Raw genomic sequence first — 25,909 nt, 5'->3', positions numbered from 1 at the left:
ACAGTAAACTAACCTAACTTATTATTTAAACTCCTTAGCTTTATTGAGGTGAGTACTTTTTTGGTGTATAACGGAAAATCGGCATTAAGTAACCAACCAAAATACCCAGGCTCGCTTTCTAATATTTCGGTAACTAATTTACCTTTGTGCTTACCAAAAGAAAAACATTCTTCGCCATTTTTGTTATATGTAATAAAACCTGCAAAATCGGCAAAACGTTTTCTAGAACTGAATTCAGCTAAAAACTTCGTATCATTTTCTAGTTCGTCATATTTAGCAATTTGTGCTTTAAGAACTTCGTAGGTTGCCAAAGTATCAGCTTCGGCAGTATGCGCGTCTTCAAGGTTTTTATCACAATAAAACTTATAGGCTGCGCTTAATGTACGTTGTTCCATTTTATGAAAAATAGTTTGTACATCCACTGCTAGCCTGTTTTTCATATCGAAATCAACATCGGCGCGTAACATTTCTTCCGCCAAAAGCGGAATATCAAATCGGTTAGAGTTAAATCCTCCTAAATCGGAATCCTTAATTAAATTATAAATCTCCTTTGCCAGCTCTTTAAAAGTGGGCTTATCGGCAACATCCTCATCAGAGATTCCATGAATTGCCGTTACCTCTTTTGGGATAGGGATTGTTGGATTTACCAACCAACGCTTACTTTCTTCCTTACCATTAGGATGAATTTTTAAAATAGCTATTTCAACAATTCTATCCGATGTTATATTAACACCTGTTGTTTCTAAATCAAAAAAACAAATGGGCTTGTTTAAATTAAGTTGCATTCTTTAATATTACGCATTTATGGCCTTTTGAATTCATTTTAAACTAAATAAAACAATTAAAAAGGCGTTTTTTATTAATCGTTCTGCTTGTATCGGGTAAAGATACTAAATTGGAAAGGTGTAAAAAATAAAACCAACCGTTTTGTAGGTTGGTTTTATTCGTACTATTTTGAAAATACTAAATTTCTCTATTTACATCCCAGGCTTCGAGATAATCTTTAACTGCTTTAACAAACATACCTCCTAGCGCTCCATTCACAACACGGTGATCATAAGAGTGCGATAAGAACATTTTGTACCTTATGCCTATAAAGTCCCCTTCTGGGGTTTCGATTACAGCTGGAACCTTACGAATAGCTCCGAGCGCTAAAATACCCACTTGCGGTTGATTGATAATTGGTGTACCCATAATACTTCCAAAAGTACCTACATTGGTTACCGTATAGGTTCCTCCTTGAATATCATCAGGTTTTAATTGATTTGCTCTGGCACGATTAGCCAGATCATTAACCTGCTTGGTCATGCCGACTAAATTTAATTGATCGGCATTCTTAATTACCGGAACAATTAAATTGCCATCAGGCAACGATGCTGCCATACCTAAATTAATATTCTTTTTCTTAATTATAGAATCACCTTGAACTGATATATTCATTAACGGATAATCTCGTAACGCTTTGGCTATGGCTTCCATAAAGATTGGCGTAAAAGTTAAATTCTCACCTTCACGCTTCATAAAACCATCTTTAACTTTCTTTCTCCAATTCCATATATTAGTTACGTCGGCCTCTATGAAACTTTGAACATGTGCTGAGGTTTGTACAGATTCAACCATATGATGAGCAATAAGTTTACCCATTCGCGACATCTCGATAATTTCATCTTCGCCACTACTAATAACAGGTGGCTGAGTGATTTTGGGTTGTGGAGCCGATTTAGGTTGTTCGTCAGTTTTAGACTCCAACCTTCTTGTTTCAACCTGTTGAGTCCCTTTATTAGCTATATAGTCTAATATGTCGTTTTTGGTAACGCGTCCTTCTTTACCTGTTCCCGAAATAGCATCTAGTTCTTCCTGGGAAACCCCTTCCTGTTTCGCGATGTTTTTTACTAAAGGAGAATAAAACCTATCTTCCGTAGAGGTAACTGGCTCTAAAGTTTCTTTCACTTTTTTGATAGACTCTACAACTTCTTCAACAGCAATTTCCTCTTCCTTTGAGTTTACTTCCAAAGGCGATGATTCCTCATTAACAGCTACTCCATTTTCACCTTGTGTTTCTATAATGGCAACTACTTGACCTACTTGAACTACATCATTTACATCAAATCGCTTTTCTAAAAGTACACCTTCAACTTCACTTGGAACCTCGCTATCCACTTTATCGGTTGCAATTTCTAATACGGTTTCATCCAGTTCAACAGTATCGCCTACTTCCTTTAACCAAGATGTTATGGTTGCTTCTGCAACACTTTCTCCCATTTTAGGTAATTTGAGTTCAAATTTTGCCATATCAATAAAGTAATACTAAGTTTTAATTTTTCGCTTGCAAAATTACTTAAAAATCGTCAATTCCTTTAAACAATTTTCAAATAATACTAACTTAAACTTATAATTTCACCTTTACACACGGCATTATCGCTCCCTATGATGTAAGAACTGTTTTTAGGTAATATTTTGTAAGTAACAGATTTAGATGTCTTTTTTTGTTGAATTGCAGAGATAATAGATTTAAAAGACCATGAGCTTCCGTCGAAGATAATTTCGGTTTCATCCTTTATGTTATCGAAGCTTTCTGTTAAAAGCACTTCCTTAGGCAAAACCGCTTTGAGTCTTTCGTTCATACAACAAGACATAAACGCATATCTTTCTATATCTTTTTTGTTTTTAACTGGAACAGAATTTAGAAAATACGCCATTTTAACTGCCGACCAAACCGTCATATCGCATAATAAATTCTTTTTAAAATGCTTCCTGTAGAATATTTGCATCGCACCATAAAAACGACGCACATAATGCTTATCTCGTACGGTACTTTCTCCTTTATAATGAATTACAGTGGTTTTTCCGTAATAGTAGTTTTTATAACCTGCTTTACGTACGGTATAAGACAAGTCGATATCTTCTCCATACATAAAATATGCTTCATCGAACCCGCCAACCTCAAAATAAACCTCACGTTTTAAAAACATAAAAGCCCCGACAAGAATCCTAACCATACCTATTTCATCTTCATTAATATGGTTGGCATAATAATACCCTGGATTACCAAGTAATTTTTTAAAAGCTACTTTAAGGTACGGCACATTGCGCTTACTTTCAGGCAAAAATTCTCCAACCCCATTAATAAGTTTACACCCAACGATGCCCAATTTAGTTTTACTATCGGCAAATTGTATCAATTGCGAAAAGGTATCTTCGGCGACAACAGTATCTGGATTTAATATACATATATACTCTCCTTTTGCTTTTGCTACTCCAATGTTATTCCCTTTTGAAAACCCATAATTCTCATGATTTTCTATTAGGGTTACGTCTGGAAATAGTGTTTTGACCATCTCGCAACTGGAGTCCTCTGAATCGTTATCTACCACAATAATTTCGGCATCAATATCTGTTATAGCAGCTTGCACACTTTTTAAGCAAAGCTCTAAAAAGTAGCGTACATTATAATTTAAAATGACTATTGAGAGTTTCAAAGGGAAGTTGGTGCAGATTTTAGCTTAGGTTAATTTTTTGATCTTTTCAGTTTTTAAGTTTTTAAAGATGATTCGAACGGAACACGATTCAATATACTTCTTGCCAATGTAATCTCATCGGCATATTCCAATTCATCACCAACCGAGATTCCTCTGGCGATGGTAGACATATTGATATTGTATTCCTGAATTTGTTTATATATATAAAAATTGGTTGTATCACCTTCCATAGTTGAACTTAACGCAAATATGAGTTCTTTTATTGTGCCTTCTTTAACTTTTTTTATCAAAGGCTCTATATTTAGGTCGTGCGGCCCTATCCCGTCCATAGGCGAAATCTTACCGCCAAGCACATGATATAAGCCTTTAAACGAGCTGGTATTTTCTATCGCCATTACATCTCTAATATCTTCAACCACACAAACCAGCGTTTCATCACGATTAGAACTGGAGCAAATTTCGCACAATTCTACATCACTAATATTATTACAGGAACGACAAAATTTTATGTCGCTTCGCATAGTCTGCAAGGCATCGGCCAGTCCATTGGTTTGCTCTTTTGGTTGCTTTAATAAATGCAAAACCAAACGTAATGCCGTTCGTTTACCAATACCTGGCAATTGTGACATCTCATTTACAGCACGTTCCAATAATTTTGATGAAAATTCCATGCTGCGAATTTAATATTTTTTTATCCAATAAAATGAATCATTACGCACATAATATCAAAGCGATAGGTTTTAGCTTCATTCAAATTTTGTATTTTGCCGCCTTAATTAACAACAGATGTCTCCAACGCAAATCCTAATTTTAATAGCAGCCTATTTTATTGTTTTAATTCTAATATCCTATTTCACTGGAAAAGAAGATTCTAACGATGCTTTTTTTAAAGCTAACAAATCGGCGCCTTGGTATTTAGTGGCATTTGGCATGATTGGAGCATCGCTCTCTGGAGTTACTTTCATCTCGGTTCCCGGCGCTGTAGAAACTAAACAGTTTGGTTATTTACAGGTGGTGTTTGGTTACTTTTTTGGCTATTTGGCCATCGCCTACGTTTTACTTCCTATTTATTACAAATTGAATTTAACTTCAATTTACACCTATTTGAAAGATCGTTTTGGTCCTACAAGTTACAAAACCGGCTCTGTAGCCTTTTTAATTTCGCGAATTGTAGGTGGTTCGTTCCGACTGTTCTTAGTTGCTAAAGTATTACAACTTTTAGTTTTTGATCAGTTTGGAATTCCTTTTACTATTACCGTTATAATTACAGTACTTCTCATCTGGCTTTACACCTTTAAAGGCGGTATAAAAACTATTATTTTTACCGATACGCTTCAAACGTTATTCATGCTTATTTCGGTGGTTGTTACTATATTCTTTTTAGCAAATGCGTTAGGACTGGATAGTGCTACAGAAATGTACCATTATGTGCAATCTAACGCCATGAGCAAAGTGTTCTTTTTTAACGACATCAACAATGCTCAATATTTTATAAAAAGCTTTTTATCGGGAATGTTTATTACCATTACTATGACAGGTTTAGACCAGGATATGATGCAAAAAAACCTAACCTGCCGAAACATAAAAGAAGCTCAAAAAAACATGCTTTCGTTTAGCGTTGTTTTAATTTTTGTAAATATTCTGTTTTTGGTTTTAGGACTTTTATTAACCCAATACGCGATAGATAACAATATTACAGCTAGAAAAGACGATTTATTTCCAACCATTGCTATGCTTCCTGAAATCGGCTTCACAACCTCAGCCTTTTTTATTTTAGGATTAATTGCTGCTGCCTATAGTAGTGCCGACTCGGCGTTAACATCGCTGACCACATCATTTTGTATTGATATATTAGACATTCAGAAAAAGCCTAAGGAACACCAAAAACGAATAAGAAAACAAGCTCATGCCTTTATAAGCGCACTATTAGTCCTTGTAATTATTGCTTTTGATGCAGTTTTTAAAGATGTATCGGTAATTTGGGAATTATTTAAGGCCGCAGGTTACACCTATGGACCTCTACTTGGCTTATTTGCTTTTGGAATTTTCACAAAACAACAATTAAAAGACAATTATGTTTGGATTATTGCGATTATCGCACCATTAGTATCCTATGTAATTAACACATTTTCTGTAGATCTTCTTAACGGCTATCAAATAGGCTTCGAGATTTTAATTATTAATGGCTTGCTTACTTTTCTTGGCTTAATACTGATTCGTAGAAAGCAGCACTAAGGTACAGGCTTCCTCAAAATCAATATTTTTATTTTTTAAAAGCTCATATAATTCAGGATTTTCAGTTCCTGGATTAAATATGACGCGCTTTGGTTTTAAGGATAAGATATAATTATAATAAGGTTTTTGGTTTTTAGCATTTAAATATATTGTAACCGTATGTACATTCTCAAACGGTAAGGACTCAGTATTAATTTTTACGTTTTCCACATTGCCTGATTTAATTCCAATACCAAGAACTTCAATGTTTTTACTAACTAAACTTTTTATAGCATAATTTGAATATCGATTAGGTTTTAATGATGCTCCTAGCACTAGTGTCTTCTTTTTCATATGTTAAAGTACTGTTAAGGATTACATAAAACAGTAACACAAAATAACGATAATCGTCTTACAGTACATCAATCAAATCAATTATAATGAAAATTCTATGTACACTTTTCTTGTGTGTCTTACTAACCACCCCTCATTCTTACGGGCTCTCTTTAGATAAAAAAGGTACTATTTTTGGTACTGTTATAGATGCTAATTTAAATCAACCTTTACCGTATGTCAATGTAATTATTAAATCCTCTGGTGGAAAAATAATTACCGGAGGCATAACAAAAGACGACGGTTCCTTCGAAATTAAAAACCTGGAACCTGGTAGTTTAATTGTTAACATTCAATATATAGGCTACAAAACAATAAACAAATCCATAAATATTGGCAAAAACAGCTACGAGATTAATTTAGGGAAAATATTGCTAGAAGAAGAAGCCGAAGGTTTAGACGAAGTTACTGTTGTCGCCGAAGTTTCAACCATCCAGCAAAAAGTAGACCGTAAGATTATTACTATTGGAAAAGATTTAGCAGCCACGGGAAGTGCTTCAGAGCTCATGGTAGGCATTCCTTCTGTGGGTATTGATGCACAAACTGGCGACATTAGTTTACGCGGAAACCAAAATGTTAGAGTTATGGTCGACGGTAAACTTTCTAATATCCCAACAGCACAATTACTAAAACAAATTCCGTCTACCGCCATCAAATCTATTGAACTTATTACGAATCCATCGGCCAAATACAATCCCGAAGGCATGAGCGGGATTATAAATATTGTACTTCACAAAAATACGATGCAAGGTTTTAATGGGAATGTATCGATAGGGTTATCTCACCAATACGAAGCTAAATTTAACAGTGCCCTCGATTTAAACTACCGAAATGGTAAATTTAATTTTTATGGTAATTACAGTAATACTATTTCCAAAAACAGAACTACCGGAATCGTACTGAGACCAGAGAACAACTCAGAACAAACTTTCAAAACATTAGACAAACAACAAGCACATTTATACAAATTTGGTATTGATTTTTATTTAAACGATAAACATACCGTTTCTATTTTCACTACGCAAAACACCTCTGAAAACAATACAATAAGTGAAACTAATGCTATGTTTTACAACGACCAGTCTTTTAATCAAAAACAGGTATTTAATGCCATGGGCGATAATATATCGTCGCAATATAATTTCGACTATAAAATAGACTTTAATAAAGAAGGCCATAATATAGAATTCGAAACCGACTACAACACATTCAATAACGAAAACCCGGTAGATTTCAACTATCTTCTAGGGGCTAATAAAGATTATCAGGATTTCAATTTTACTGAGCGTGAAAGTGTCACCTTAAATTTAGATTATATCAATCCGTTATCAGAATCCTCAAAATTAGAAGCAGGCTTACAAACAAGACTTTTTAACTCTGATATCGCCTATACCTCAACTGGGGTAACCTTAAACAACCAAGGCATATTAAGACCAACACCCAACACAAACTTCGATTACACCAGAGATATTTATTCTGCCTACGCCACATACAGTAACACTCGAGAGACATGGAACTACCAAATAGGTATACGTGCCGAAAACGTCATGGAGGATGCATTTGCCTTATCATCGGAAGAGGCAAGCACACAACAATTTAAAAATGATTACTTCGAAATTTACCCATCGGCATTTGTCACCTATACTGCTTCCGATAAAAATGCGTATCAAATAAGTTACAGTCGACGTGTTGACAGGCCTGGAATCGATCAGGTAAACCCTATAAAAGAATGGAGCACGCCTTTAATTTCATCCTACGGAAATATTAATTTAGAGCCCCAATTTACAAACTCAATTGAAACAAACTATACGCGCACTTTAAATAACAGAAAAGGGTCTGTAACAGGTGGAATATTTTATCGTTTAATTTCAAATGAGATCAACAGAGCGGTATTTATAGACCGAAGTGATGTTAATTCTGGCCGAATTATTTTAACACGTGATAATTTTGATAACACATCGGCTTTTGGCTTTGAATTAACAAGTAATTACCGTCCATTTAAATGGTGGAACATCAATGGTAGTTTCGATTTATATTCCCAAAAACAAAAAGGTATTACCGAGCAATTAACTGCCCCAATAGAAACCGCCACAGTAGATGATATTGTGACTATCGTCGATGAAGTAGATAACGTACTTTGGAACTTTAGAATGTATAACAATTTTAGCCTTAACAAAACCATCAGTTTTACAGCTTTTGGATACTATAGAGGTAAAAACAAAACCATTCAGTTTGAAAGGAAAGCGATGTATTTTGTAAACCTGGGAGCCCGCATAGGTTTTGCTCAAGGCCGTGGATTGCTAAGTTTAAATTACAATGACATTTTTAACACCCAGGAATTTGCGTTTTACGGTACAAAGCCATTTGTTCAGGAAGGTGCCTTTACTTGGGAGAGTAACACATGGAATGTTAGTTTGTCCTATCGCTTTGGCGGTAATAATTTCAAAGCTAAATCTAGAAAAAACAGAGACAACAATACAAAATCAAGCAGCGGAGGTTTTATTTAATCGCAACCCCACTCTTTGAGTGTTACCTGTTCAAATACCAATTAAACACTTAAAACTTGATTTTTAAAGTATTCATTTTCTCTTGCAACGCGATAATAATAGAAAAAAATACAAATTATTTAAGTGATGATACAATAAAACATCTTATTGTACGTTAGCACTTTATGCATTCTTACTTATATTCAAAAAATTAATTATTTAGAGTTAGTCGTCTACACATTTTTTCATCAAAATTGTAAGAATTGTACAATAAAAAATCCTGAAGTTTAGGAACTCCAGGATTTTTTTTGTTAAAATGACGTTAAATCGCACCCCACATGCAATAAATAGAAAGTTTTCCCGTCTACATTAATATATCCTTCATAGAAAACATATTATGTTAATTTGAAGTTGATTAATAGCTTTTAAAACCCAAAACCATACGTTTTGGGTTTTTTATTTACTTACCACTTCATTATAACACTACCCCAAGTAAAACCACTTCCGAAAGCAGCTAAAACCACAGTATCTCCTTCTTTAATTTTCCCCTCTTCCCAGGCTTCAGTTAAAGCAATTGGAATTGATGCAGCTGTAGTATTCCCATACTTTTGAATATTATTAAACACCTGATCGTTATTTAATTGAAATTTCTTTTGGATAAATTGAGCAATACGTAAATTCGCCTGATGTGGGATAAGCATATCAATATCTTTTGTGCTCAACTTATTTTTAGTTAAGCCTTCCATAATAACTTCACTAAAACGAACAACAGCATTTTTAAACACAAATTGCCCGTTCATATAAGGAAAATAACTTTCATCTTCCGGGTTATTATCTGCCAAAATATCGTTAACCCAGCGCGTTCCCATACCGGGAGCCATTAATACCAACTCTTCGGCATGCTCCCCTTGAGAGTGCAAATGTGTTGATAAAATACCATTGGCTTTATCTTCTTCTCTGGTTAGTATTGCTGCTCCGGCACCATCACCAAAAATAACCGACACACTTCTTCCGCGTGTGGTTTTATCTAATCCATGCGAATGCAATTCACTTCCAATAACCAGTATATTTTTATACATCCCAGTTTTTATAAAATTATCGGCTACCGACAAGGCATACACGAAGCCAGAGCACTGGTTTCTCACATCTAGAGCACCTACCGTTTTAATATCCAAGGCATGTTGTACCTGCACCCCAGGCCCGGGGAAATACATATCCGGACTTAGAGTTGCGAAAATGATAAAATCGATATCGTCTTTATCTATTCTAGCACGTTCTATAGCAATTTTTGCGGCTTTAACACCCATACTGGCAGTTGTATCATCACTCCCTTCCTTAACCCATCGCCGTTCCTGGATTCCTGTGCGTTCCTGAATCCATGCATCGTTGGTGTCCATCATTTCAGACAAATCATGATTGGTAATCACGTTATCTGGCACATATTTTCCTAATCCAATAATTTTTGAATTATACATAATGTCTAAAAATTTAGTTTTAAAATGACAAGTTAGACATAATTATAGAAATATCCTTATTAAATATGCTTACGCTCATCGTGTCAGTTTGTCACATTTTTAGCCTTGGCATTTTTGTTGAATGTTCCAAAATCAGATAATTATAAACAAAATAAAAACTATATATCATGACAAAAGGAAATATTAATGTTTCGGTTGAAAACATCTTCCCTCTCATTAAAAAATTCTTATACAGCGATCACGAAATCTTTTTACGTGAGTTAATTAGTAACGGCACAGATGCCACTTTAAAGTTAAAGCATTTAACAAGTATTGGGGAATCTAAATCTGAATATGGAAACCCTCAAATTGAAGTTAAAATTGATAAAGAAGGTAAAAAACTTCATATTATAGATCAAGGTATTGGTATGACAGCCGAGGAGGTTGAAAAGTACATTAACCAAGTAGCGTTTTCTGGGGCTGAAGAATTTTTAGATAAGTACAAAGATTCAGCTAAAGACTCCGGAATTATTGGTCACTTTGGTTTAGGGTTTTACTCAGCGTTTATGGTTGCAGAAAAAGTAGAAATCATCACTAAATCACACACTGGCGCACCTTCTGCGCACTGGACTTGCGATGGATCTCCCGAGTTTACACTAGAAGAAGCTAACAAAGAAGATAGGGGAACAGAAATTATCCTTCATATTGCAGAAGATTCAACCGAATTTTTAGAAGAGTCTCGTATTAGCGCGCTACTTACTAAGTACAACAAATTCATGCCGATTCCAATTAAATTTGGAACTAAGGAAATTAACGATCCAGAGCATGAGCCTGCTACAATTACCGATAAAGACGGCAAAGAAACCAAAGAACCTCACAAACAAATTACTGTTGATAATATTATTAACAACCCTAACCCGGCGTGGACAAAACAACCTACCGATTTAGAGGATGAGGACTATAAAAATTTCTATCGTGAATTGTATCCAATGCAATTCGAAGATCCGTTATTCCACATTCATTTAAATGTAGATTATCCGTTTAACTTAACTGGAATTTTATACTTCCCAAAGCTAGGTCAGGATATGAACATTCAAAAAGATAGAATTCAATTATATCAAAATCAAGTTTTCGTTACCGATAACGTTGAAGGTATTGTTCCAGAATTCCTAACCATGTTACGCGGTGTTATCGATTCGCCAGATATCCCGTTAAATGTATCGCGTTCTTACTTACAGGCTGATGGTGCGGTTAAAAAGATTTCATCATACATTACCCGTAAAGTGGCCGACAAATTAAAATCGTTATTCAATAATAACCGTGAAGATTTTGAAGCCAAGTGGAACGATATTAAAGTGGTCATTGAGTATGGTATGCTTTCTGAAGAAAAATTCTTCGAAAAAGCCGATGCTTTTGCACTTTACCCAACCGTTGATGGAACTTATTACACATACGAAGAGCTTTTCAATAAAATTAAAGCCAATCAAACCGATAAAGATGGCAAGCTAGTTATACTTTACGCAGCCGATAAAGATGCGCAGCACAGTTATATTGAAGCTGCAAAAGCGAAAAACTATGAAGTTTTATTATTAGATTCTCCAATTGTTTCTCACTTAATTCAAAAACTGGAGACGACAAAAGAGAATATTTCCTTTGCTCGTGTAGATGGAGATCATATTGACAATTTAATTAAGAAAGAGGACAGTACTGTTTCGAAATTAGATGAAGACCAAAAGAAAGCATTAGATGAATTATTAAAAGAAGTCATTCCTTCTGAAAAATTCATGGTACAACTAGAAGCAATGGACAGTAATGCGTCGCCGTTCATCATCACACAACCAGAATTTATGCGTAGAATGAAAGAAATGCAGGCAACTGGTGGCGGAGGCATGAACATGTTTGGCAATATGCCAGAAATGTACAACCTAGTGGTTAACACAAACGCCGACTTGGTTACCGACATTTTAAATAAAGACGATAAAGCAGAGCAAGAACGTTTAATTAATCAAAGTTTAGATTTAGCACGTTTATCTCAAGGCCTATTAAAAGGTGAAGAGTTAACAAACTTCATTAAACGTAGTTACGATATTTTAAAGTAATTTAAAAAAAGCGTTATTTTAAAGCCCATTTTATTAATTTAGAATGGGCTTTTTTATTTTATAACATTTCATTAACTTAATTCGCCACAATTTGGCAAGACATTTGAAAAGACATAGTGAATAACTTTAAAAACAAAATAAAATATGTCATTACTTAAATCCATGTTACCAATTACCATTATAGCAACACTTTTTACTTCATGCAATTCAATTAAAACGACAACCTATTGGGTTAATAGTGTAAAAACAGAATGCAGTTCAGGCGCAGGTAAAATGATGTGTTTACAAGTTTACAAAGGCACCGACGTCGATAAAGCAATCTGGAGTTCCTTTTATGCCCCAATTGAAGGGTTCGATTTTGAATTTGGATATTTTCAAAAAATTGAAGTTACCGAAACGCAATTAGACCCTAAAAACGTGCCTGCCGATGCATCGTCTATTAAATACAAACTAGTAAAAGTTATGGAAAAAATAAAAGATCCGAAAATGATTTTAAATGATATATGGTCGGTAACAACTATAAAAGGCGAGCCAGTTACAAATGCCCCAAAAACACCAAGTATTGAAATTGACATCTCTAAAATGCAAATTTCAGGTAACGATGGTTGCAACAATTTTACAGGAAAAATAAAAAACCTTACTGCCCGAAATATAACATTAGGTCCTTTAGCTTCTACAAGAAAAATGTGTCCGGACATGACGGTTTCAATGCAGTTTAATAAAGCGTTAAACGAATCGGTTAGCTACAAGCAGGAAGAGTTAAAACTTACATTTTTAAATGCTAACGGCGAAGAAACGCTAAGTCTTAAAAAAATAGATTAAACGAATAGGTTCTCTTATATTTGCCCTCAAAAAAAATTATGAGAAGACTATTTTTATTAGCGACTGCTATAGTATGCTTTTTATCATGCAGTACAGATGAACCTGTGGACTATACAGTTCAAAATGATGAAGAAATTCAAGCCTATATTCTTGAAAACAATCTAAACGCAGAAAAAACAACATCAGGACTTTATTATGTTATCGACGAACAAGGTGGCGGCGAAGCACCTGTAAATTTAAACGACCGTGTTAAAGTTGTTTATAAAGGGTATTTTACCAATGGAACGGTTTTCGACGAGAGTACAGCTGAAGGAGCTTCATTCATCTTACAATACGTAATCCCGGGGTTTGCAGAAGGACTAACTAAATTTAATGAAGGTGGAAGCGGAAAATTATTAATTCCAGCACATTTGGCATACGGTAGCAACAAACACAACAATATCCCTGCTGGATCAGTTATTATTTTTGATATTGAAGTGGTTTACGTGAATTACAAAACAGAAAACGACATTGAAATTCAACAGTATTTAACTGATAATAATTTAGAAGCTCAAAAAACAGAATCTGGTCTTTATTATATTATAGATGAAACAGGAACAGGAGAAAACCCTACTTCTACCGACCAAGTAACCGTTGCTTACACAGGGTATTTTACAAATGGAGAAGTTTTTGATGAAAGCACAGTCTCTGGAGCAACACTTAGTTTAAATCAGGTTATTAGCGGCTGGAAAGAAGGCATTCCTTATTTCAACGAGGGTGGAAAAGGAAAATTATTAGTTCCTGCACATTTGGGCTACGGAAACTCGAATTATTACACTATTCCTGGTGGCTCTGTTTTAATTTTCGATATCGAATTAAAATCGATCAATTAAGCACATACAATTATAACTTAACAAAGCCATCTTAATTTTTAAGATGGCTTTGTTGTTTCTATCCTTCAATTATAAAGCCATAACCCTTAAACCAGCCAAGCATGGATTAAACAAAGTTTTTAGATTAAAAATTAATTAAGCCTATAATTTTTGGTACCTTAGAAAAATAGAAGCTACATAATTATGTATATAAAATCTACCAATATTGCCAATGCCAAAACGATTATTTGGAATAACAAAGAAGAACAAACAGGCATATTTAAAATACCAACTACTTCTCCTATCTATTTAGGAAAAAGTGATGTAAAAAACGATCAGGTTATTGATAGAAAATATCACGGTGGTGAATTTAAGGCCTGCTATCTTTTTTCAGAAAATGAATACAAATACTGGAAATCGCTTTATCCTGATTTAAATTGGGAATGGGGAATGTTTGGTGAAAATTTAACGGTTAGCAACTTAGATGAAACTAAAATTTTTGTTGGCGATATTTTTCAGGTGGGCACAGCTATAATCCAAATTACCGAACCACGTGAACCTTGTTATAAATTAGGTATAAAGTTTGGCACTCAGGATGTTTTAAAACAATTTATAAAAAGAGGCTATTCTGGCACATACGTACGCGTACTGCAGGAAGGTTTTGCATCCTCTGGAGATGCTTTAAAACGTATTCAAAAAGACAAAAACAAGATCTCTGTTCACGCATTTTTCAATTTACTTTACAACCCTGAAAAAGATAAAAACATAGTAAAATCGCTAATCGAAAGTGATGCTATTCCTGCGAAAAAAAAGGAAAAATTACTTCAGTTCATCTCATAGAATTATACAGGTCCTGTTATTTTAAAACATTGATATTTTTTGTATATTTAGAATATGCGAACATTACCTAAAAAACTAAAACTTCAAAACTTTAAGGACGTTTATATTTTAAATAAACCAGAATCTTTTAATGCCATTTTTAGCGATGTTAATTATTCTGAATCGCTGGTTACAACCTCTTGTGTAGAATGCGCGTTGGTATTTGTAGAAAGCAAAGAAGACTTTGTTAACCAGATGCTCACCCTTTTTCCTAGACTTTTAGACAACTCCATTTTATGGGTATTTTATCCAAATGAAACCACCATTAGCGAAATTTCCAAATTACACATTGAATTCGATTGGGATTTCTTAGGGGATTACAGATTAAAACCCACAAAATTACTTTCAGTTGATGACACTTGGAATGCCATTAAAATAAAAAAAATCCTCGTTTAAAATTCACTTATCTTTGTGGCATAAAACACGATTATGTCATTTAAAGACTTACAATTAAACAAACCACTTTTAAGAGCCATTGCTGAAGCTGGCTATGATAATCCAACTTTAGTTCAGGAAAGAACCATTCCTTTTGTACTAAATAAAAAAGATGTTATTGTATCTGCACAAACAGGGACCGGAAAAACCGCTGCGTTTGCGCTTCCTATTTTACAATCGCTTTTCGATTATCAAGATGCACCTAAAAAAGGAAAAAAAATTAAAGCTTTAATTGTTAGTCCTTCCAGAGAATTGGCCGTTCAAATTCTTGATAATTTTAAAACATACGGTATCTACACAAATTTACGCACTGCCGTTGTTTTTGGAGGAACTTCTATAGAACCTCAAAAAGATATTCTAAACAAAGGCATTGATATTTTAATCGCCACTCCAGGCAGACTTCTGGATTTACACAAACAAGATTTGGTTAATTTAGACCACGTAGAAACTCTTGTTCTTGATGAAGCCGATTTAATGCTAGATATGGGCTTTATTGATGATGTTAAAAAAATAGAACGACTTTGCACTAAAGAAAAACAAATATTACTGTTCTCTGCAACTATCCCATATAAAGTAGAACAACTGGCTAATACCATTTTAAAAAATCCAGAACGTATTGAAGTAGCACCTAATGCGTCCACATCTGGAAACATTAACCAAGTGCTTTATTATGTGCCGAAGCGTAATAAAATAGAATTATGTTTGCATTTATTGAGAAACACTATAAAAGGCACGATCATTATTTTTAGACGAACCAAATTTGGTGTAGACAAACTGGAGAAAACACTAATTAAAAACGGCTATAAAGTAGATAGTATTCATGGTGATAAAACCCAGCATTTACGTCAGGAAGCCCTAAATAAATTTAAAACAGGCTATGTTAATATTTTAATTGCTACTGATGTTGCCGCTCGCGGTATTGATATAAATGAATTAGATGCTGTTATCAATTTCGATTTACCAAACGTTCCTGAAACTTATGTACATCGTGTTGGAAGAACAGCCAGAGCAGGTAAAAGCGGTACTGCTTACTCACTGTGTTCGGCAGATGAAAAAACATACATCACCAAAATTCAACAACTTATTCAATTACAATTAGATGTTGTTGAAGATCACCCCTACCCCCTAGATCCGAAAGCAAAACCAGTTGTTCATAAATCTAAAAAACAAGGAAGCAAGCACAAAAAGGGTCGAAAAAGTGAAGCTTCTAAAAAGAAAAAGAAACGTTGGTATTAATTTTATTGAACAGGAAAATCGAAATAGGTTTTTGGAAACGGCTCATTTCTTAAGGTAAAGTGCCACCATTCTTTAGGATAATTCCTAAAGCCATATTTTAGCATAACCTGCTGCAAAAGCATTCTGTTCGCTTTTTGCTTTTCTGTAATGTTGTTATAATTTACCCAAGACACTTCGCCAAAAAAATCGAAAGAACTTCCCATATCTAAGGGCTCTCCTGTATTGCCATCTATAATGGTTAAATCTACTGTGCTTCCTTTGCTATGGCCGGAACGTGTGGCAATATATTCTTCCTTAAAAAGATTTCTCTTATCTACATTCGGATAAAATGCGTGCTTATTTACAGTATCGTTTAAATCTTTTGCCCAGTCTATAAAATGATTAACAGCTTGTTGCGGTCGGTAACCATCAAAAACTAACAAACACAGATTCATATCCTGTAATTCTTTCTGAATCTTTTTAAGGGCATTTGCAGCTTCAACTGTTAAAATCAATTTATCAGTTTCATATCCTTTTACAGGCTTACCTATAAAATTATTATTTGAATAATATCGTAAATCTACATCCAAATCAGGAACAACTTGCTTAACATAAACGAAGCCTTCCGGTAATTGAGCATAAGAAAAAGAAATAAGAAAAAAGAAAAGATATTTGATAGCACTACTCATGTAGGCTAAAATAAGTAAAATCTGTCGAAAAAAAACTAATGAGCACAAAAAAACCGAGTTCCCTCAAACTCGGCCTTTTCTAATTTGCTTTTTATTACGAAGTAGATTCAGGGTTTCCTAACTAACAACATAATGCAAATATTAATTAATTAATCCATTGAACTAAAAGTATTTTATTTAGTACACTTCAAATATATAACTATTCATAATTACACAACGACAAAATACCTTAATATTCGATGAAATGCATAAAATTTTAACATTTAACGATTAAAATCCGGTTTTATCGATTAAAAGCAAGCTCTATAATTATAAAAACTGGTTTATTTTGAATAATTAACCACATAAACATTGCATAAATCAGTAACTATTTTATCGATAAACAAATCCTTATCGAAAAAACATTCTTTTTAACGATTAAATTACAATCTACTCGTTGAAGCCTTTTAATTTTAAATCGAAGCCCTGAAAACGAATCAGATATGAAATTAAAACTACTAACTTCTACACTTTTATTATATACTATAATTAGCTTCTCTCAAGAATATGCCTTTGGAATAAAAGGAGGGCTAAATAATAATAGTATTGGGACATTATATCAACGTGCATACAATAACGAACCTGCCATAAACCATGAACCGAACAAAGAACTGGGCTATCAGCTGGGTGCCTACGTTACAGGTGAGTTCGGCATTTTTTTCGTGCAACCAGAATTTAACTATGTAACCCTAAATAATAATTACGAATTACCTAGAAAGAAGGCTGAATGGAGAACAACAAAAATGGAAATCCCGTTATTAGTTGGTGTACGCATTTTGAAACCCGTTAGACTTTATCTAGGGCCAAGCTTTAATTTTTACGATGACACACAATTAGAAGGTGTTCAAGTTACCTCTTATAGTGATGGCGGGCCAGATTTAGATAAAAATACCATGAGTTTTAATTTTGGAGTTATGTTTCGTTATAACCGATTTGGACTAGATCTACGCTACGAACGTTCGAATAATACCACCGAAGAAGAACTTCTAGATATTATTTATAGCGAATACGGCACTAACCTAGCCGACCTCAAGCCCTATCAAGCCAGTATGATAAGACTTAGCTTGTTTATTGACATTTTACGAACAGATATGCCACTTGGAGATTTGTTTAAAAAGAAATTTTGCGCATGCCCTTATGATTAATGTTTAGCTTTAATACTATAAATGAAAAAAAGCATCCGAACGAGGATGCTTTTTTTAACTAACCAACCAAAAATATGAGTTGCAATTCAAAAATTAAAGTAACCACTCAATAATTTTATACTTGAATACAACTAATATTAACGTTTCAATTACTGTGCCAAACTAAAACATAAAACAAAATTTTAAATTAATATCACAAGTTTACAACCACATAGTTTATTATATTAATTTTGAAACTTCTCAAAACATTAATAAACAATCATGGATAACTCTCCAATTTTCACAAACGATACAATCACATTTGGTCTACTTATGCTTGCACTGGGCTTTGTTTTTTATACTGAGTCTAGAACAACCGGTTTTTGGTCAAAATTTTATAAAATTGTTCCTGGACTTTTCATGGCTTATATGGTACCAGCTATTTTAACGTCCTTTGGTTTAATTTCCCCAGAATGGGAAACAGTAAATGAAGCGAATGAAGTTGTTAAACATAAAAGCAATATATATTTTATAACAAGCCGATTTTTGCTACCTGCTGCACTTGTTTTAATGACATTAAGTATTGACCTTAAAGGTGTATTCAATCTTGGATGGCGAGCTTTAATCATGTTTTTTACGGGTACGATTGGCATTATAATAGGCGGCCCAATTGCTATATTGCTCATTTCGATAGTCTCGCCAGAAACTGTTGGAGGAGCAGGTCCTGATGCAGTTTGGCGTGGTCTTTCGACTTTAGCGGGCAGTTGGATTGGTGGTGGAGCCAACCAAACCGCTATGTTGGAAATTTACGGCTACAACCAAAAATTATATGGCGGAATGGTATTTGTCGATATTGTTGTTGCTAATATTTGGATGGCTATATTATTAATAGGCATTGGAAAAAGAGACAAAATTAACAAATGGCTAAAAGCAGATACGTCCTCTATTGATAGCCTAAAAGAAAAAGTTTCTAATTTTACAGAGGGCATAAAAAAAACACCAACTTTAACCGATTATATGCTCATGCTTGCAATTGCTTTTGGAACAGTAAGCATTGCGCATCTACTTTCTGGTTATATTGCTCCTTATTTTGATAAATTAGTTTCTGAAATTAGCAATTCTACAACCAGAAACATGTTTACTTTCCTTGGTTCGGGTTTCTTTTGGATGATTAGCTTATCAACAGTAATAGCCATATTTCTATCATACACAAAGGCTAGAAATTACGAAGGCGCTGGTGCTAGTAAAATTGGAAGTGTATTTATTTATATTTTAGTTGCTTCAATAGGCATGAAAATGGACCTGAATTTGATCTTTGATAATGTTGGTTTGATTGCCGTGGGGCTCGTTTGGATGTCTATACATGCAGGCTTATTAATTTTGGTAGCCAAATTGATAAAGGCCCCTTACTTTTTTATGGCTGTTGGTAGCCAAGCAAATGTAGGAGGTGCAGCGTCAGCCCCCATTGTCGCATCTGCATTTCATCCATCGCTGGCAACTGTAGGCGTGTTACTGGCTGTATTTGGTTATGCCATAGGGACTATATCAGCAATTGTTTGTACCATTTTGATGGAATTAGCTTCAGCAAGCTAAAACTTAACAATTTTATTAGCATATTTGCTTTTTAAAAAATTCCCTAAAATAATATCAAGGTAAATTTATTTGAACTTAAAGAGGGTTGAATCCCAAAACAGTATTCGCTCGATTATCGGGTAAAATTTTATTTTAAATATGAAGAAAATAGTATTCGCTCTAGCAATGATTGTTATTGCCTCCTGTTCTAAAGAGCAGCATGATTTAGTTGTAAAAACAAACGTTAAAGGTTTAAAAAAAGGAACAGTGTATTTAAAAAAAGTACAAGACACGGTTTTAGTAACTGTAGACTCAGTTGTAGTTAATGGTAATTCCCAATTTGAACTTTACAGCCCTCTTGAATCTCCTGAAATGTTCTTTTTATATTTAAATAAAAATACGTCCGAAAATGAAAGAATTCCTTTTTTTGCTGACAAAGGAGTTACTGAGATCCATACAACGGTTAAAGACTTCGCTTTAGACGCCAAAATAAATGGATCTGAACAACAAAAAACACTGGAAAATTACCAACAAATGATTGGACGTCTAAACGACCAAAATTTAGACCTGATAAAAGCAAGTTTTGAGGCCCGTAAAGAAAATGATCAAACAAAAATTGATAGTATCGATAAACTATCGCTTAACTTAATAAAAAGACGTTACCTATTTACAGTTAATTTCGCAATTAACAATAAAAATAGTGAAGTGGCTCCTTATTTAGCGCTATCAGAAATATATAATGCTAAAGTAAATCTACTAGACACGATAAACAATTCTTTAACCGATAAGGTTAAAGCCTCTAAATATGGTGTAGAACTTCAAAAATTTATTGATAAGATAAAAGAAGCAGAATAATATATATTCATTTTGACATCAAAAAAGACATTCAATAGTTATTGAATGTCTTTTTTTTAATCCTTAAATATAACTTTCTATTAACTATTTAAAATAAAAAAGCTTCACTTAAAAAGTGAAGCTTTTTTTGAGCCGATAGAGGGACTCGAACCCACGACCTGCTGATTACAAATCAGCTGCTCTAGCCAGCTGAGCTATATCGGCGTTTTTGACGGGTGCAAATATAAAAGCAAAAATTGAATCTGCAAATATTCCGTCAAAAAAATTAACTTAATTTATTAATTTTTTCAATTAATTCGTTTCCTCTACTTTCTAACTCGTTTTGGATGCTTTTAAAATGCGCCTTAGCATTATCAATATCCTTTGCATTTACTTTAGCGATTAACTCATCAAAAGTAACAATAGCTTCGTCTATAATAGCCGAACTTTCTTTTGTATCTTTATCTGTATTGGCGTACTCCCAAACATACACTGCCTCAATAATATCTCCTAATACATAGTTAATGTCTTTTTTAAGGTCTCTCTTATTTGCCATAATTATAATGTGTTTTATTTGCGTGCAAAATTACATTAATCCTAAATAAAAACATCTATTTTAAATTAAATAATTAATTATAAAAAAAATATACGTACTTTTATATCGATGAACACAACAATGATGTCATATAAACAGAAGTGTAGCCGTATTTCGCAACAGTGGAAAGCGGTCGCTTTTACTATGTTACATATTTCATCTCGTGAGCATCTTCATTACAAATAATTCTTTTTAACAATAGATAACAATTTAAAGGTGCTTTTATTAATAAAAGCACCTTTTTTATTTAAAACAAATTCAAACCTTAAATTTTTAAATTATGAAAACAATTAAAACCATTTCCAAAACCGTCCAATCTATTATTAATTTATTTCTTATACAGAAAACGTTATGTTTTATGCCTAGTCATTTTAAACTCTCTCCCATATTGTTGTACCCCTAACCCTTTAAATTATGAAAACAAATACACATACAAACGCATCTTTTATAGTGACAAAAAAAATTAGTAACGCCAACGGATTTTTATTACCAAGTACTCTTTACGACGCGGTAAAAGATATTGCAACAATTCCTGTTAAAGGTTTTTATTTACAGGATGTTCCTGAATTCACAGATTATAAATTTAAAATGCATAAAAACGCCTTTATTAAGGACAAACTTACTATTCAGGCTCAATTGGTAAAACAAACCACGACTAGTTTTACTGTGAATATTCTAGTAACAAAAGCGAAGACCACTTTAAATCATCATGAGAGGGTTTGTAGCGCATTATTTAATTTCCCTGTAAACAATACAGAATTTACCGAAAGTAAAACTGCTTGTTAAATAAAAATCCCAAGTAAAGGACTTGGGATTTTTTTGTTTTAATAAATTCTACTCTCCTGAATAGGTTACAAAATTCCTAGGAGTTTCAAATAAAGTAACCTCTAAATCTAATTCTGGCTTTAAATGAGGTTTTAGTTTTTCATATATATATACTGCTATATTCTCAGTCGTGGGATTTAAGGTTTTAAATGCATCAACTTCAATGTTTAAATTTTTATGATCCAATGGTTCCTCTACCTCTTGTTTTATAATATCTTTTAATATTTTTAAATCAACTACAAAACCAGTCTCCTGGTCTATTTCTCCTGTCACACTAACTACTAACTCATAATTATGCCCGTGATAATTAGGATTACTGCATTTTCCAAAAACCTGTAGATTTTTCTCATCACTCCATCCTTCCTTAAAAAGTCTGTGAGCAGCATTAAAATGAGCTTTTCTGCTAACAGTTGCTTTCATTATTTTTTAATATTAATATGTTGATAGAATTTCTCGAAAATTATTTTAAACCAAGCCGTATAAAGTTCTGGCTGTACTTCAATATCGGCTCTTACAGCATCCAACGACATCCATTTCCAAGCTTCAACTTCATCTGGATTTATTTTGGGATTGCCTTCATAATGTCCAACCATAATATGATCGTACTCATGTTCTGTTAACCCATTATCAAAAGGAGCCTTATATATAAAAGAGGTTGTTTCCTTTAAATCGGTAACAAATCCCATTTCTTCCTGCAATCTGCGCTTACCTGCATCTATATTAGATTCCCCTTCACGCTGATGACTGCAACAGGTATTCGTCCATAACAGAGGAGAATGATATTTATGCGCTGCACGCTGCTGTAGCATTAATTCGTTTTTCTCATTAAAGACAAACACTGAAAACGCACGATGCAATAATGCTTTTTCGTGGGCTTCCATTTTTGGCATCAGTCCTATTTGCTCATCGTTTTGATCTACTAAAATGACTTGTTCTTCTTTCATAGTGAAACAAAAGTACAAAATTGAATGTGGTTTGCTAATGTTTAAATTTCTTTTTAGTAATTAAGTGTTATCCGTTAGTTATTACTCCTACTTTTTATCACAGTTGTATTTTCGCATTCTAATAATAAAAAAAACACCTTGAAACAAGTTGAGTTTCAAGGTGCCTTTCACTTAAAATATTTACTTAACTATTATTTACGTGGTACACTTGTAAATCCTGGAGAGTTTTTCTTCCATAGCTCATAATCTAATGCGTTTACTTCGCCATCCATATTATAATCTGCTGCGTTATAAACATCACTAGCTGTACCATTGTTAATCCATTTGTTACCATCTTCTGCCGTAATGTCTGTATCTTCATTTTCTGTAGTGGTTTGATCACCATTACCAGCATACATTACAAATACTCCTGGAAGTACTTCTTTCTGACCAATGTATACCCCTGAATTAAATACATCATTAATATAGGTTTGTTTATCTCTAAAATCATAGGTAATTGTCTTATTTACTACGCTAACTGGATCTTGAGACATTATTAATAAATGGTTTCTATGTTCTATAACAATATAGTAACTAACATTAGCATCAATATAACAACAATCTGAAGTATTTAATAATTCTATGTGACCGTCGCTATGTAATAATCCAGCTCGTTGACAAATTGTTTCGCCTCCTTCATCTGGAGTTGTTCGCAATGAAACTAATACCCAATCTACTACTGTTGCTGGATAATTAGCTTTTGCATTAGCAACTAATCCTTCTGAATCGTAATAGCTACCTTCAATTCCATTATAATTCCACGGAGCCGCAGCAAATGGTTGACCCGGTAATGCATACTTAGTTCCTGTAGTGTTCTCGTTGTACTGTCCAGGTAATAAATAAGAATCATTTAATGCTGTTCGCATTGGCGGATTATTATACAAACCTGTTTGCGGTTCTACTAAACTACCTTCTAAGTAAACCCACAAGTCAAAGTCTAAACATTGTTTTTCTAAGACTGTAACGAAAATTGTTGCAGAACTACATAATGGTTGTGGCTCAACGCTTGTTACATCACAAATCTCATAACTTACCTGGTCTGGACCAAAATAATCTACTGGAGGTGTGTACAAGTAAGTACCATCACTAAAGAACTCGATGTTTCCGCCCATATCTGTTGGATACGTTCCTAAACTTGTTGTTCCTGTCGGATTGCTTAAATCGATCTCTGTACTCGTGCCGTTTAACACAATCATATCTCCGTTTGGATCGTTATCATTCGATGCCCATTCGCCCATTACTGAAGTATTCTCCTCGGTAATTGACTGATCGTCGCCTGCAAATGGTGCCAGATTAGCTAAACCTTCACTCGGATCTTCTAACACATCAATGGTGATTAATGCACTGTCGGATGCCGATGGACTACCATCGTCTGCTATGGTATAACTGATCTCTACTTCACCTACAAAATCATCGTTTGGTGTGAATGTGTATACGCCTGAATCTGTTACCGTGATGGTTCCGGCTTCGACAACATTGCCTTCGGAATCCGTTCCGTAAACTGGTACTGTTGTGCCTGGGGTTTGTGCCTCGGCTATGCCATCGCCATCAGTATCTACTTCAAAGCCGGTGATTGTAAAAGTATCCCCTTGCGGATCTACATCATTGGCATAAACATCGCCTGACACTGTATTTCCATAAGATACATTCTCATCATTATTAGCTATCACACTGTTTACTTCTGATGTATTGTCGATTACTGTTACCGATAATGTAGCCGTATCACATGCTGGTACACGAGCATTATCATCACAGGTTTCATAAACTATATCTACCGTTCCTGAAAAATCATCGGCTGGTTCAAACGTGTATGTTCCGTCTGGATTCCAGGTGATTGTTCCGGCATTAGCTACTTCATTGCCTTCGGAATCTACTCCTGACACCGTCGATCCACTTGCTATCGGATCCCCGTTTTCATCTATAAATCCTTGGAATATCTGATTATCTCCTTCCGGATCAAAATCATTCGTCGTTACATCCCCACTTACTGGTAAACCTGATAAAGTGGTGTTCTCATCTCCTATAGCTACCGTAGTGTTTGTTTCTAATACCGTTAGGTAAATCGTTGCTGTACTACATAATGGTTGTGGTTCAACGCTTGTTACATCACAGATCTCATAACTTACCTGATCGCCGCCATAGTAATCTGTTGGTGGCGTGTACTGATAAGTACCATCACTAAAGAACTCGATGTTTCCGCCCATATCTGTTGGATACGTTCCTAAACTTGTTGTTCCTGTCGGATTGCTTAAATCGATCTCTGTACTCGTGCCGTTTAACACAATCATATCTCCGTTTGGATCGTTATCATTCGATGCCCATTCGCCCATTACTGAAGTATTCTCCTCGGTAATTGACTGATCGTCGCCTGCAAATGGTGCCAGATTAGCTAAACCTTCACTCGGATCTTCTAACACATCAATGGTGATTAATGCACTGTCGGATGCCGATGGACTACCATCGTCTGCTATGGTATAACTGATCTCTACTTCACCTACAAAATCATCGTTTGGTGTGAATGTGTATACGCCTGAATCTGTTACCGTGATGGTTCCGGCTTCGACAACATTGCCTTCGGAATCCGTTCCGTAAACTGGTACTGTTGTGCCTGGGGTTTGTGCCTCGGCTATGCCATCGCCATCAGTATCTACTTCAAAGCCGGTGATTGTAAAAGTATCCCCTTGCGGATCTACATCATTGGCATAAACATCGCCTGACACTGTATTTCCATAAGATACATTCTCATCATTATTAGCTATCACACTGTTTACTTCTGATGTATTGTCGATTACTGTTACCGATAATGTAGCCGTATCACATGCTGGTACACGAGCATTATCATCACAGGTTTCATAAACTATATCTACCGTTCCTGAAAAATCATCGGCTGGTTCAAACGTGTATGTTCCGTCTGGATTCCA

At 34.4% G+C, this 25,909-nt stretch carries 23 protein-coding genes and 1 tRNA gene; 12 read left to right on the top strand and 12 right to left on the bottom strand.

Features of this window, described 5'->3' with window-relative positions; genetic code table 11:
• Window positions 1-8: 8 nt before the first annotated feature.
• From ICJ83_RS13050 to recR, 4 genes are all read right to left on the bottom strand, one after another.
• Window positions 9-785: a 3'-5' exonuclease gene (locus tag ICJ83_RS13050; protein ID WP_188230851.1), complete on the bottom strand. Its 777-nt coding sequence runs from the start codon at window positions 783-785 to the stop codon at window positions 9-11.
• A gap of 178 nt (window positions 786-963) precedes the next feature.
• The gene (locus ICJ83_RS13045; RefSeq protein ID WP_188230850.1) at window positions 964-2,292 is read right to left on the bottom strand and encodes a dihydrolipoamide acetyltransferase family protein; all 1,329 of its coding nucleotides are present in this window, start codon (window positions 2,290-2,292) and stop codon (window positions 964-966) included.
• An 86-nt stretch (window positions 2,293-2,378) separates the two neighbouring features.
• Window positions 2,379-3,479 carry a glycosyltransferase family 2 protein gene (locus ICJ83_RS13040; protein ID WP_188230849.1) on the bottom strand — a complete coding sequence of 367 codons (1,101 nt, stop codon included), beginning with the start codon at window positions 3,477-3,479 and terminating at the stop codon, window positions 2,379-2,381.
• A gap of 53 nt (window positions 3,480-3,532) precedes the next feature.
• Entirely contained in the window at window positions 3,533-4,150 is a 618-nt protein-coding gene (gene recR / locus ICJ83_RS13035; RefSeq protein ID WP_188230848.1) for a recombination mediator RecR, read from the bottom strand.
• Window positions 4,151-4,265: 115 nt separating this feature from the next.
• Here recR and ICJ83_RS13030 point away from each other — a divergent pair, with 115 nt between their 5' ends.
• Window positions 4,266-5,714, top strand: coding sequence for a sodium:solute symporter (locus ICJ83_RS13030; protein WP_188230847.1), 1,449 nt, complete (start codon window positions 4,266-4,268; stop codon window positions 5,712-5,714).
• Here the strand turns inward: ICJ83_RS13030 and ICJ83_RS13025 are convergent.
• Entirely contained in the window at window positions 5,685-6,047 is a 363-nt protein-coding gene (locus ICJ83_RS13025) for a CoA-binding protein (protein WP_188230846.1), read from the bottom strand. The two genes, ICJ83_RS13030 and ICJ83_RS13025, sit on opposite strands and share 30 nt — an antisense overlap.
• Before the next feature lie 86 nt (window positions 6,048-6,133).
• Here ICJ83_RS13025 and ICJ83_RS13020 point away from each other — a divergent pair, with 86 nt between their 5' ends.
• Window positions 6,134-8,593 (top strand): TonB-dependent receptor domain-containing protein, encoded by a 2,460-nt coding sequence (locus tag ICJ83_RS13020; protein WP_188230845.1) that lies wholly within the window; start codon window positions 6,134-6,136, stop codon window positions 8,591-8,593.
• Window positions 8,594-9,036: 443 nt separating this feature from the next.
• Here the strand turns inward: ICJ83_RS13020 and ICJ83_RS13015 are convergent, their stop codons facing one another.
• Window positions 9,037-10,047 (bottom strand): 3-oxoacyl-ACP synthase III family protein, encoded by a 1,011-nt coding sequence (locus ICJ83_RS13015; RefSeq protein ID WP_188230844.1) that lies wholly within the window; start codon window positions 10,045-10,047, stop codon window positions 9,037-9,039.
• 167 nt (window positions 10,048-10,214) lie between these two features.
• Between ICJ83_RS13015 and htpG the strand changes: the two genes are divergently transcribed.
• The 6 genes from htpG (at window position 10,215) to ICJ83_RS12985 (ending at window position 16,348) form a co-directional block, all read left to right on the top strand.
• Entirely contained in the window at window positions 10,215-12,125 is a 1,911-nt protein-coding gene (gene htpG, locus ICJ83_RS13010) for a molecular chaperone HtpG (RefSeq protein ID WP_188230843.1), read from the top strand.
• Window positions 12,126-12,269: 144 nt separating this feature from the next.
• On the top strand, window positions 12,270-12,947 hold the full coding sequence (locus ICJ83_RS13005; protein ID WP_188230842.1) for a DUF4377 domain-containing protein: 678 nt from the start codon (window positions 12,270-12,272) through the stop codon (window positions 12,945-12,947).
• Window positions 12,948-12,985: 38 nt separating this feature from the next.
• Entirely contained in the window at window positions 12,986-13,819 is an 834-nt protein-coding gene (locus ICJ83_RS17100) for an FKBP-type peptidyl-prolyl cis-trans isomerase (RefSeq protein ID WP_188230841.1), read from the top strand.
• 183 nt (window positions 13,820-14,002) lie between these two features.
• Entirely contained in the window at window positions 14,003-14,638 is a 636-nt protein-coding gene (locus tag ICJ83_RS12995; RefSeq protein WP_188230840.1) for an MOSC domain-containing protein, read from the top strand.
• 54 nt (window positions 14,639-14,692) lie between these two features.
• Entirely contained in the window at window positions 14,693-15,073 is a 381-nt protein-coding gene (locus ICJ83_RS12990) for a hypothetical protein (RefSeq protein WP_188230839.1), read from the top strand.
• Between the two features lie 33 nt (window positions 15,074-15,106).
• Entirely contained in the window at window positions 15,107-16,348 is a 1,242-nt protein-coding gene (locus tag ICJ83_RS12985; protein ID WP_188230838.1) for a DEAD/DEAH box helicase, read from the top strand.
• A gap of 2 nt (window positions 16,349-16,350) precedes the next feature.
• Here ICJ83_RS12985 and ICJ83_RS12980 read toward each other — a convergent pair whose 3' ends face one another.
• Window positions 16,351-17,016, bottom strand: a complete 666-nt coding sequence (locus ICJ83_RS12980) for a M15 family metallopeptidase (RefSeq protein WP_188230837.1) — start codon at window positions 17,014-17,016, stop codon at window positions 16,351-16,353.
• Window positions 17,017-17,498: 482 nt separating this feature from the next.
• Here ICJ83_RS12980 and ICJ83_RS12975 point away from each other — a divergent pair, with 482 nt between their 5' ends.
• The 3 genes from ICJ83_RS12975 to ICJ83_RS12965 all read left to right on the top strand — a co-directional run bounded on the left by ICJ83_RS12975 (window position 17,499) and on the right by ICJ83_RS12965 (window position 20,606).
• Window positions 17,499-18,200: an outer membrane beta-barrel protein gene (locus tag ICJ83_RS12975; protein WP_188230836.1), complete on the top strand. Its 702-nt coding sequence runs from the start codon at window positions 17,499-17,501 to the stop codon at window positions 18,198-18,200.
• A 261-nt stretch (window positions 18,201-18,461) separates the two neighbouring features.
• Entirely contained in the window at window positions 18,462-19,772 is a 1,311-nt protein-coding gene (locus tag ICJ83_RS12970) for a DUF819 family protein (protein ID WP_188230835.1), read from the top strand.
• A 138-nt stretch (window positions 19,773-19,910) separates the two neighbouring features.
• Window positions 19,911-20,606 (top strand): DUF4369 domain-containing protein, encoded by a 696-nt coding sequence (locus ICJ83_RS12965; protein WP_188230834.1) that lies wholly within the window; start codon window positions 19,911-19,913, stop codon window positions 20,604-20,606.
• A 130-nt stretch (window positions 20,607-20,736) separates the two neighbouring features.
• Here the strand turns inward: ICJ83_RS12965 and ICJ83_RS12960 are convergent.
• Together ICJ83_RS12960 and ICJ83_RS12955 are read right to left on the bottom strand one after the other, a co-directional pair.
• A tRNA-Thr gene (locus ICJ83_RS12960) sits at window positions 20,737-20,810 on the bottom strand.
• Between the two features lie 61 nt (window positions 20,811-20,871).
• Window positions 20,872-21,141: a hypothetical protein gene (locus tag ICJ83_RS12955; RefSeq protein ID WP_188230833.1), complete on the bottom strand. Its 270-nt coding sequence runs from the start codon at window positions 21,139-21,141 to the stop codon at window positions 20,872-20,874.
• A 453-nt stretch (window positions 21,142-21,594) separates the two neighbouring features.
• Here ICJ83_RS12955 and ICJ83_RS12950 point away from each other — a divergent pair, with 453 nt between their 5' ends.
• Window positions 21,595-21,966: a hypothetical protein gene (locus ICJ83_RS12950; protein ID WP_188230832.1), complete on the top strand. Its 372-nt coding sequence runs from the start codon at window positions 21,595-21,597 to the stop codon at window positions 21,964-21,966.
• A 48-nt stretch (window positions 21,967-22,014) separates the two neighbouring features.
• Here the strand turns inward: ICJ83_RS12950 and ICJ83_RS12945 are convergent, their stop codons facing one another.
• The 3 genes from ICJ83_RS12945 to ICJ83_RS12935 all read right to left on the bottom strand — a co-directional run.
• On the bottom strand, window positions 22,015-22,425 hold the full coding sequence (locus tag ICJ83_RS12945) for a 6-pyruvoyl trahydropterin synthase family protein (RefSeq protein WP_188230831.1): 411 nt from the start codon (window positions 22,423-22,425) through the stop codon (window positions 22,015-22,017).
• A complete protein-coding gene (gene idi / locus ICJ83_RS12940) occupies window positions 22,425-22,949 on the bottom strand; it encodes an isopentenyl-diphosphate Delta-isomerase (RefSeq protein ID WP_188230830.1) in 525 nt (174 codons plus the stop codon). The genes ICJ83_RS12945 and idi overlap by 1 nt, the downstream gene beginning before the upstream one ends.
• 191 nt (window positions 22,950-23,140) lie before the next feature.
• On the bottom strand, window positions 23,141-25,909 hold a 2,769-nt coding region (locus tag ICJ83_RS12935; RefSeq protein ID WP_188230829.1), incomplete at its 5' end, for an Ig-like domain-containing protein.

Source organism: Aestuariibaculum sediminum, from assembly GCF_014596945.1.
Classification (GTDB): domain Bacteria; phylum Bacteroidota; class Bacteroidia; order Flavobacteriales; family Flavobacteriaceae; genus Aestuariibaculum; species Aestuariibaculum sediminum.
Note: the sequence above shows the minus strand (reverse complement) of the source record. Positions and strands in the feature narration are given on the sequence as shown.

Bases quoted from the DNA above. Each gene is read 5' to 3' on its own strand.
- ICJ83_RS13050 (WP_188230851.1), bottom strand. From the start codon at position 785: ATGCAACTTAATTTAAACAAGCCCATTTGTTTTTTTGATTTAGAAACA.
- ICJ83_RS13045 (WP_188230850.1), bottom strand. From the start codon at position 2,292: ATGGCAAAATTTGAACTCAAATTACCTAAAATGGGAGAAAGTGTTGCA.
- recR (WP_188230848.1), bottom strand. From the start codon at position 4,150: ATGGAATTTTCATCAAAATTATTGGAACGTGCTGTAAATGAGATGTCA.
- ICJ83_RS13030 (WP_188230847.1), top strand. From the start codon at position 4,266: ATGTCTCCAACGCAAATCCTAATTTTAATAGCAGCCTATTTTATTGTT.
- ICJ83_RS13025 (WP_188230846.1), bottom strand. From the start codon at position 6,047: ATGAAAAAGAAGACACTAGTGCTAGGAGCATCATTAAAACCTAATCGA.
- ICJ83_RS13020 (WP_188230845.1), top strand. From the start codon at position 6,134: ATGAAAATTCTATGTACACTTTTCTTGTGTGTCTTACTAACCACCCCT.
- ICJ83_RS13015 (WP_188230844.1), bottom strand. From the start codon at position 10,047: ATGTATAATTCAAAAATTATTGGATTAGGAAAATATGTGCCAGATAAC.
- htpG (WP_188230843.1), top strand. From the start codon at position 10,215: ATGACAAAAGGAAATATTAATGTTTCGGTTGAAAACATCTTCCCTCTC.
- ICJ83_RS13005 (WP_188230842.1), top strand. From the start codon at position 12,270: ATGTCATTACTTAAATCCATGTTACCAATTACCATTATAGCAACACTT.
- ICJ83_RS17100 (WP_188230841.1), top strand. From the start codon at position 12,986: ATGAGAAGACTATTTTTATTAGCGACTGCTATAGTATGCTTTTTATCA.
- ICJ83_RS12995 (WP_188230840.1), top strand. From the start codon at position 14,003: ATGTATATAAAATCTACCAATATTGCCAATGCCAAAACGATTATTTGG.
- ICJ83_RS12990 (WP_188230839.1), top strand. From the start codon at position 14,693: ATGCGAACATTACCTAAAAAACTAAAACTTCAAAACTTTAAGGACGTT.
- ICJ83_RS12985 (WP_188230838.1), top strand. From the start codon at position 15,107: ATGTCATTTAAAGACTTACAATTAAACAAACCACTTTTAAGAGCCATT.
- ICJ83_RS12980 (WP_188230837.1), bottom strand. From the start codon at position 17,016: ATGAGTAGTGCTATCAAATATCTTTTCTTTTTTCTTATTTCTTTTTCT.
- ICJ83_RS12975 (WP_188230836.1), top strand. From the start codon at position 17,499: ATGAAATTAAAACTACTAACTTCTACACTTTTATTATATACTATAATT.
- ICJ83_RS12970 (WP_188230835.1), top strand. From the start codon at position 18,462: ATGGATAACTCTCCAATTTTCACAAACGATACAATCACATTTGGTCTA.
- ICJ83_RS12965 (WP_188230834.1), top strand. From the start codon at position 19,911: ATGAAGAAAATAGTATTCGCTCTAGCAATGATTGTTATTGCCTCCTGT.
- ICJ83_RS12955 (WP_188230833.1), bottom strand. From the start codon at position 21,141: ATGGCAAATAAGAGAGACCTTAAAAAAGACATTAACTATGTATTAGGA.
- ICJ83_RS12950 (WP_188230832.1), top strand. From the start codon at position 21,595: ATGAAAACAAATACACATACAAACGCATCTTTTATAGTGACAAAAAAA.
- ICJ83_RS12945 (WP_188230831.1), bottom strand. From the start codon at position 22,425: ATGAAAGCAACTGTTAGCAGAAAAGCTCATTTTAATGCTGCTCACAGA.
- idi (WP_188230830.1), bottom strand. From the start codon at position 22,949: ATGAAAGAAGAACAAGTCATTTTAGTAGATCAAAACGATGAGCAAATA.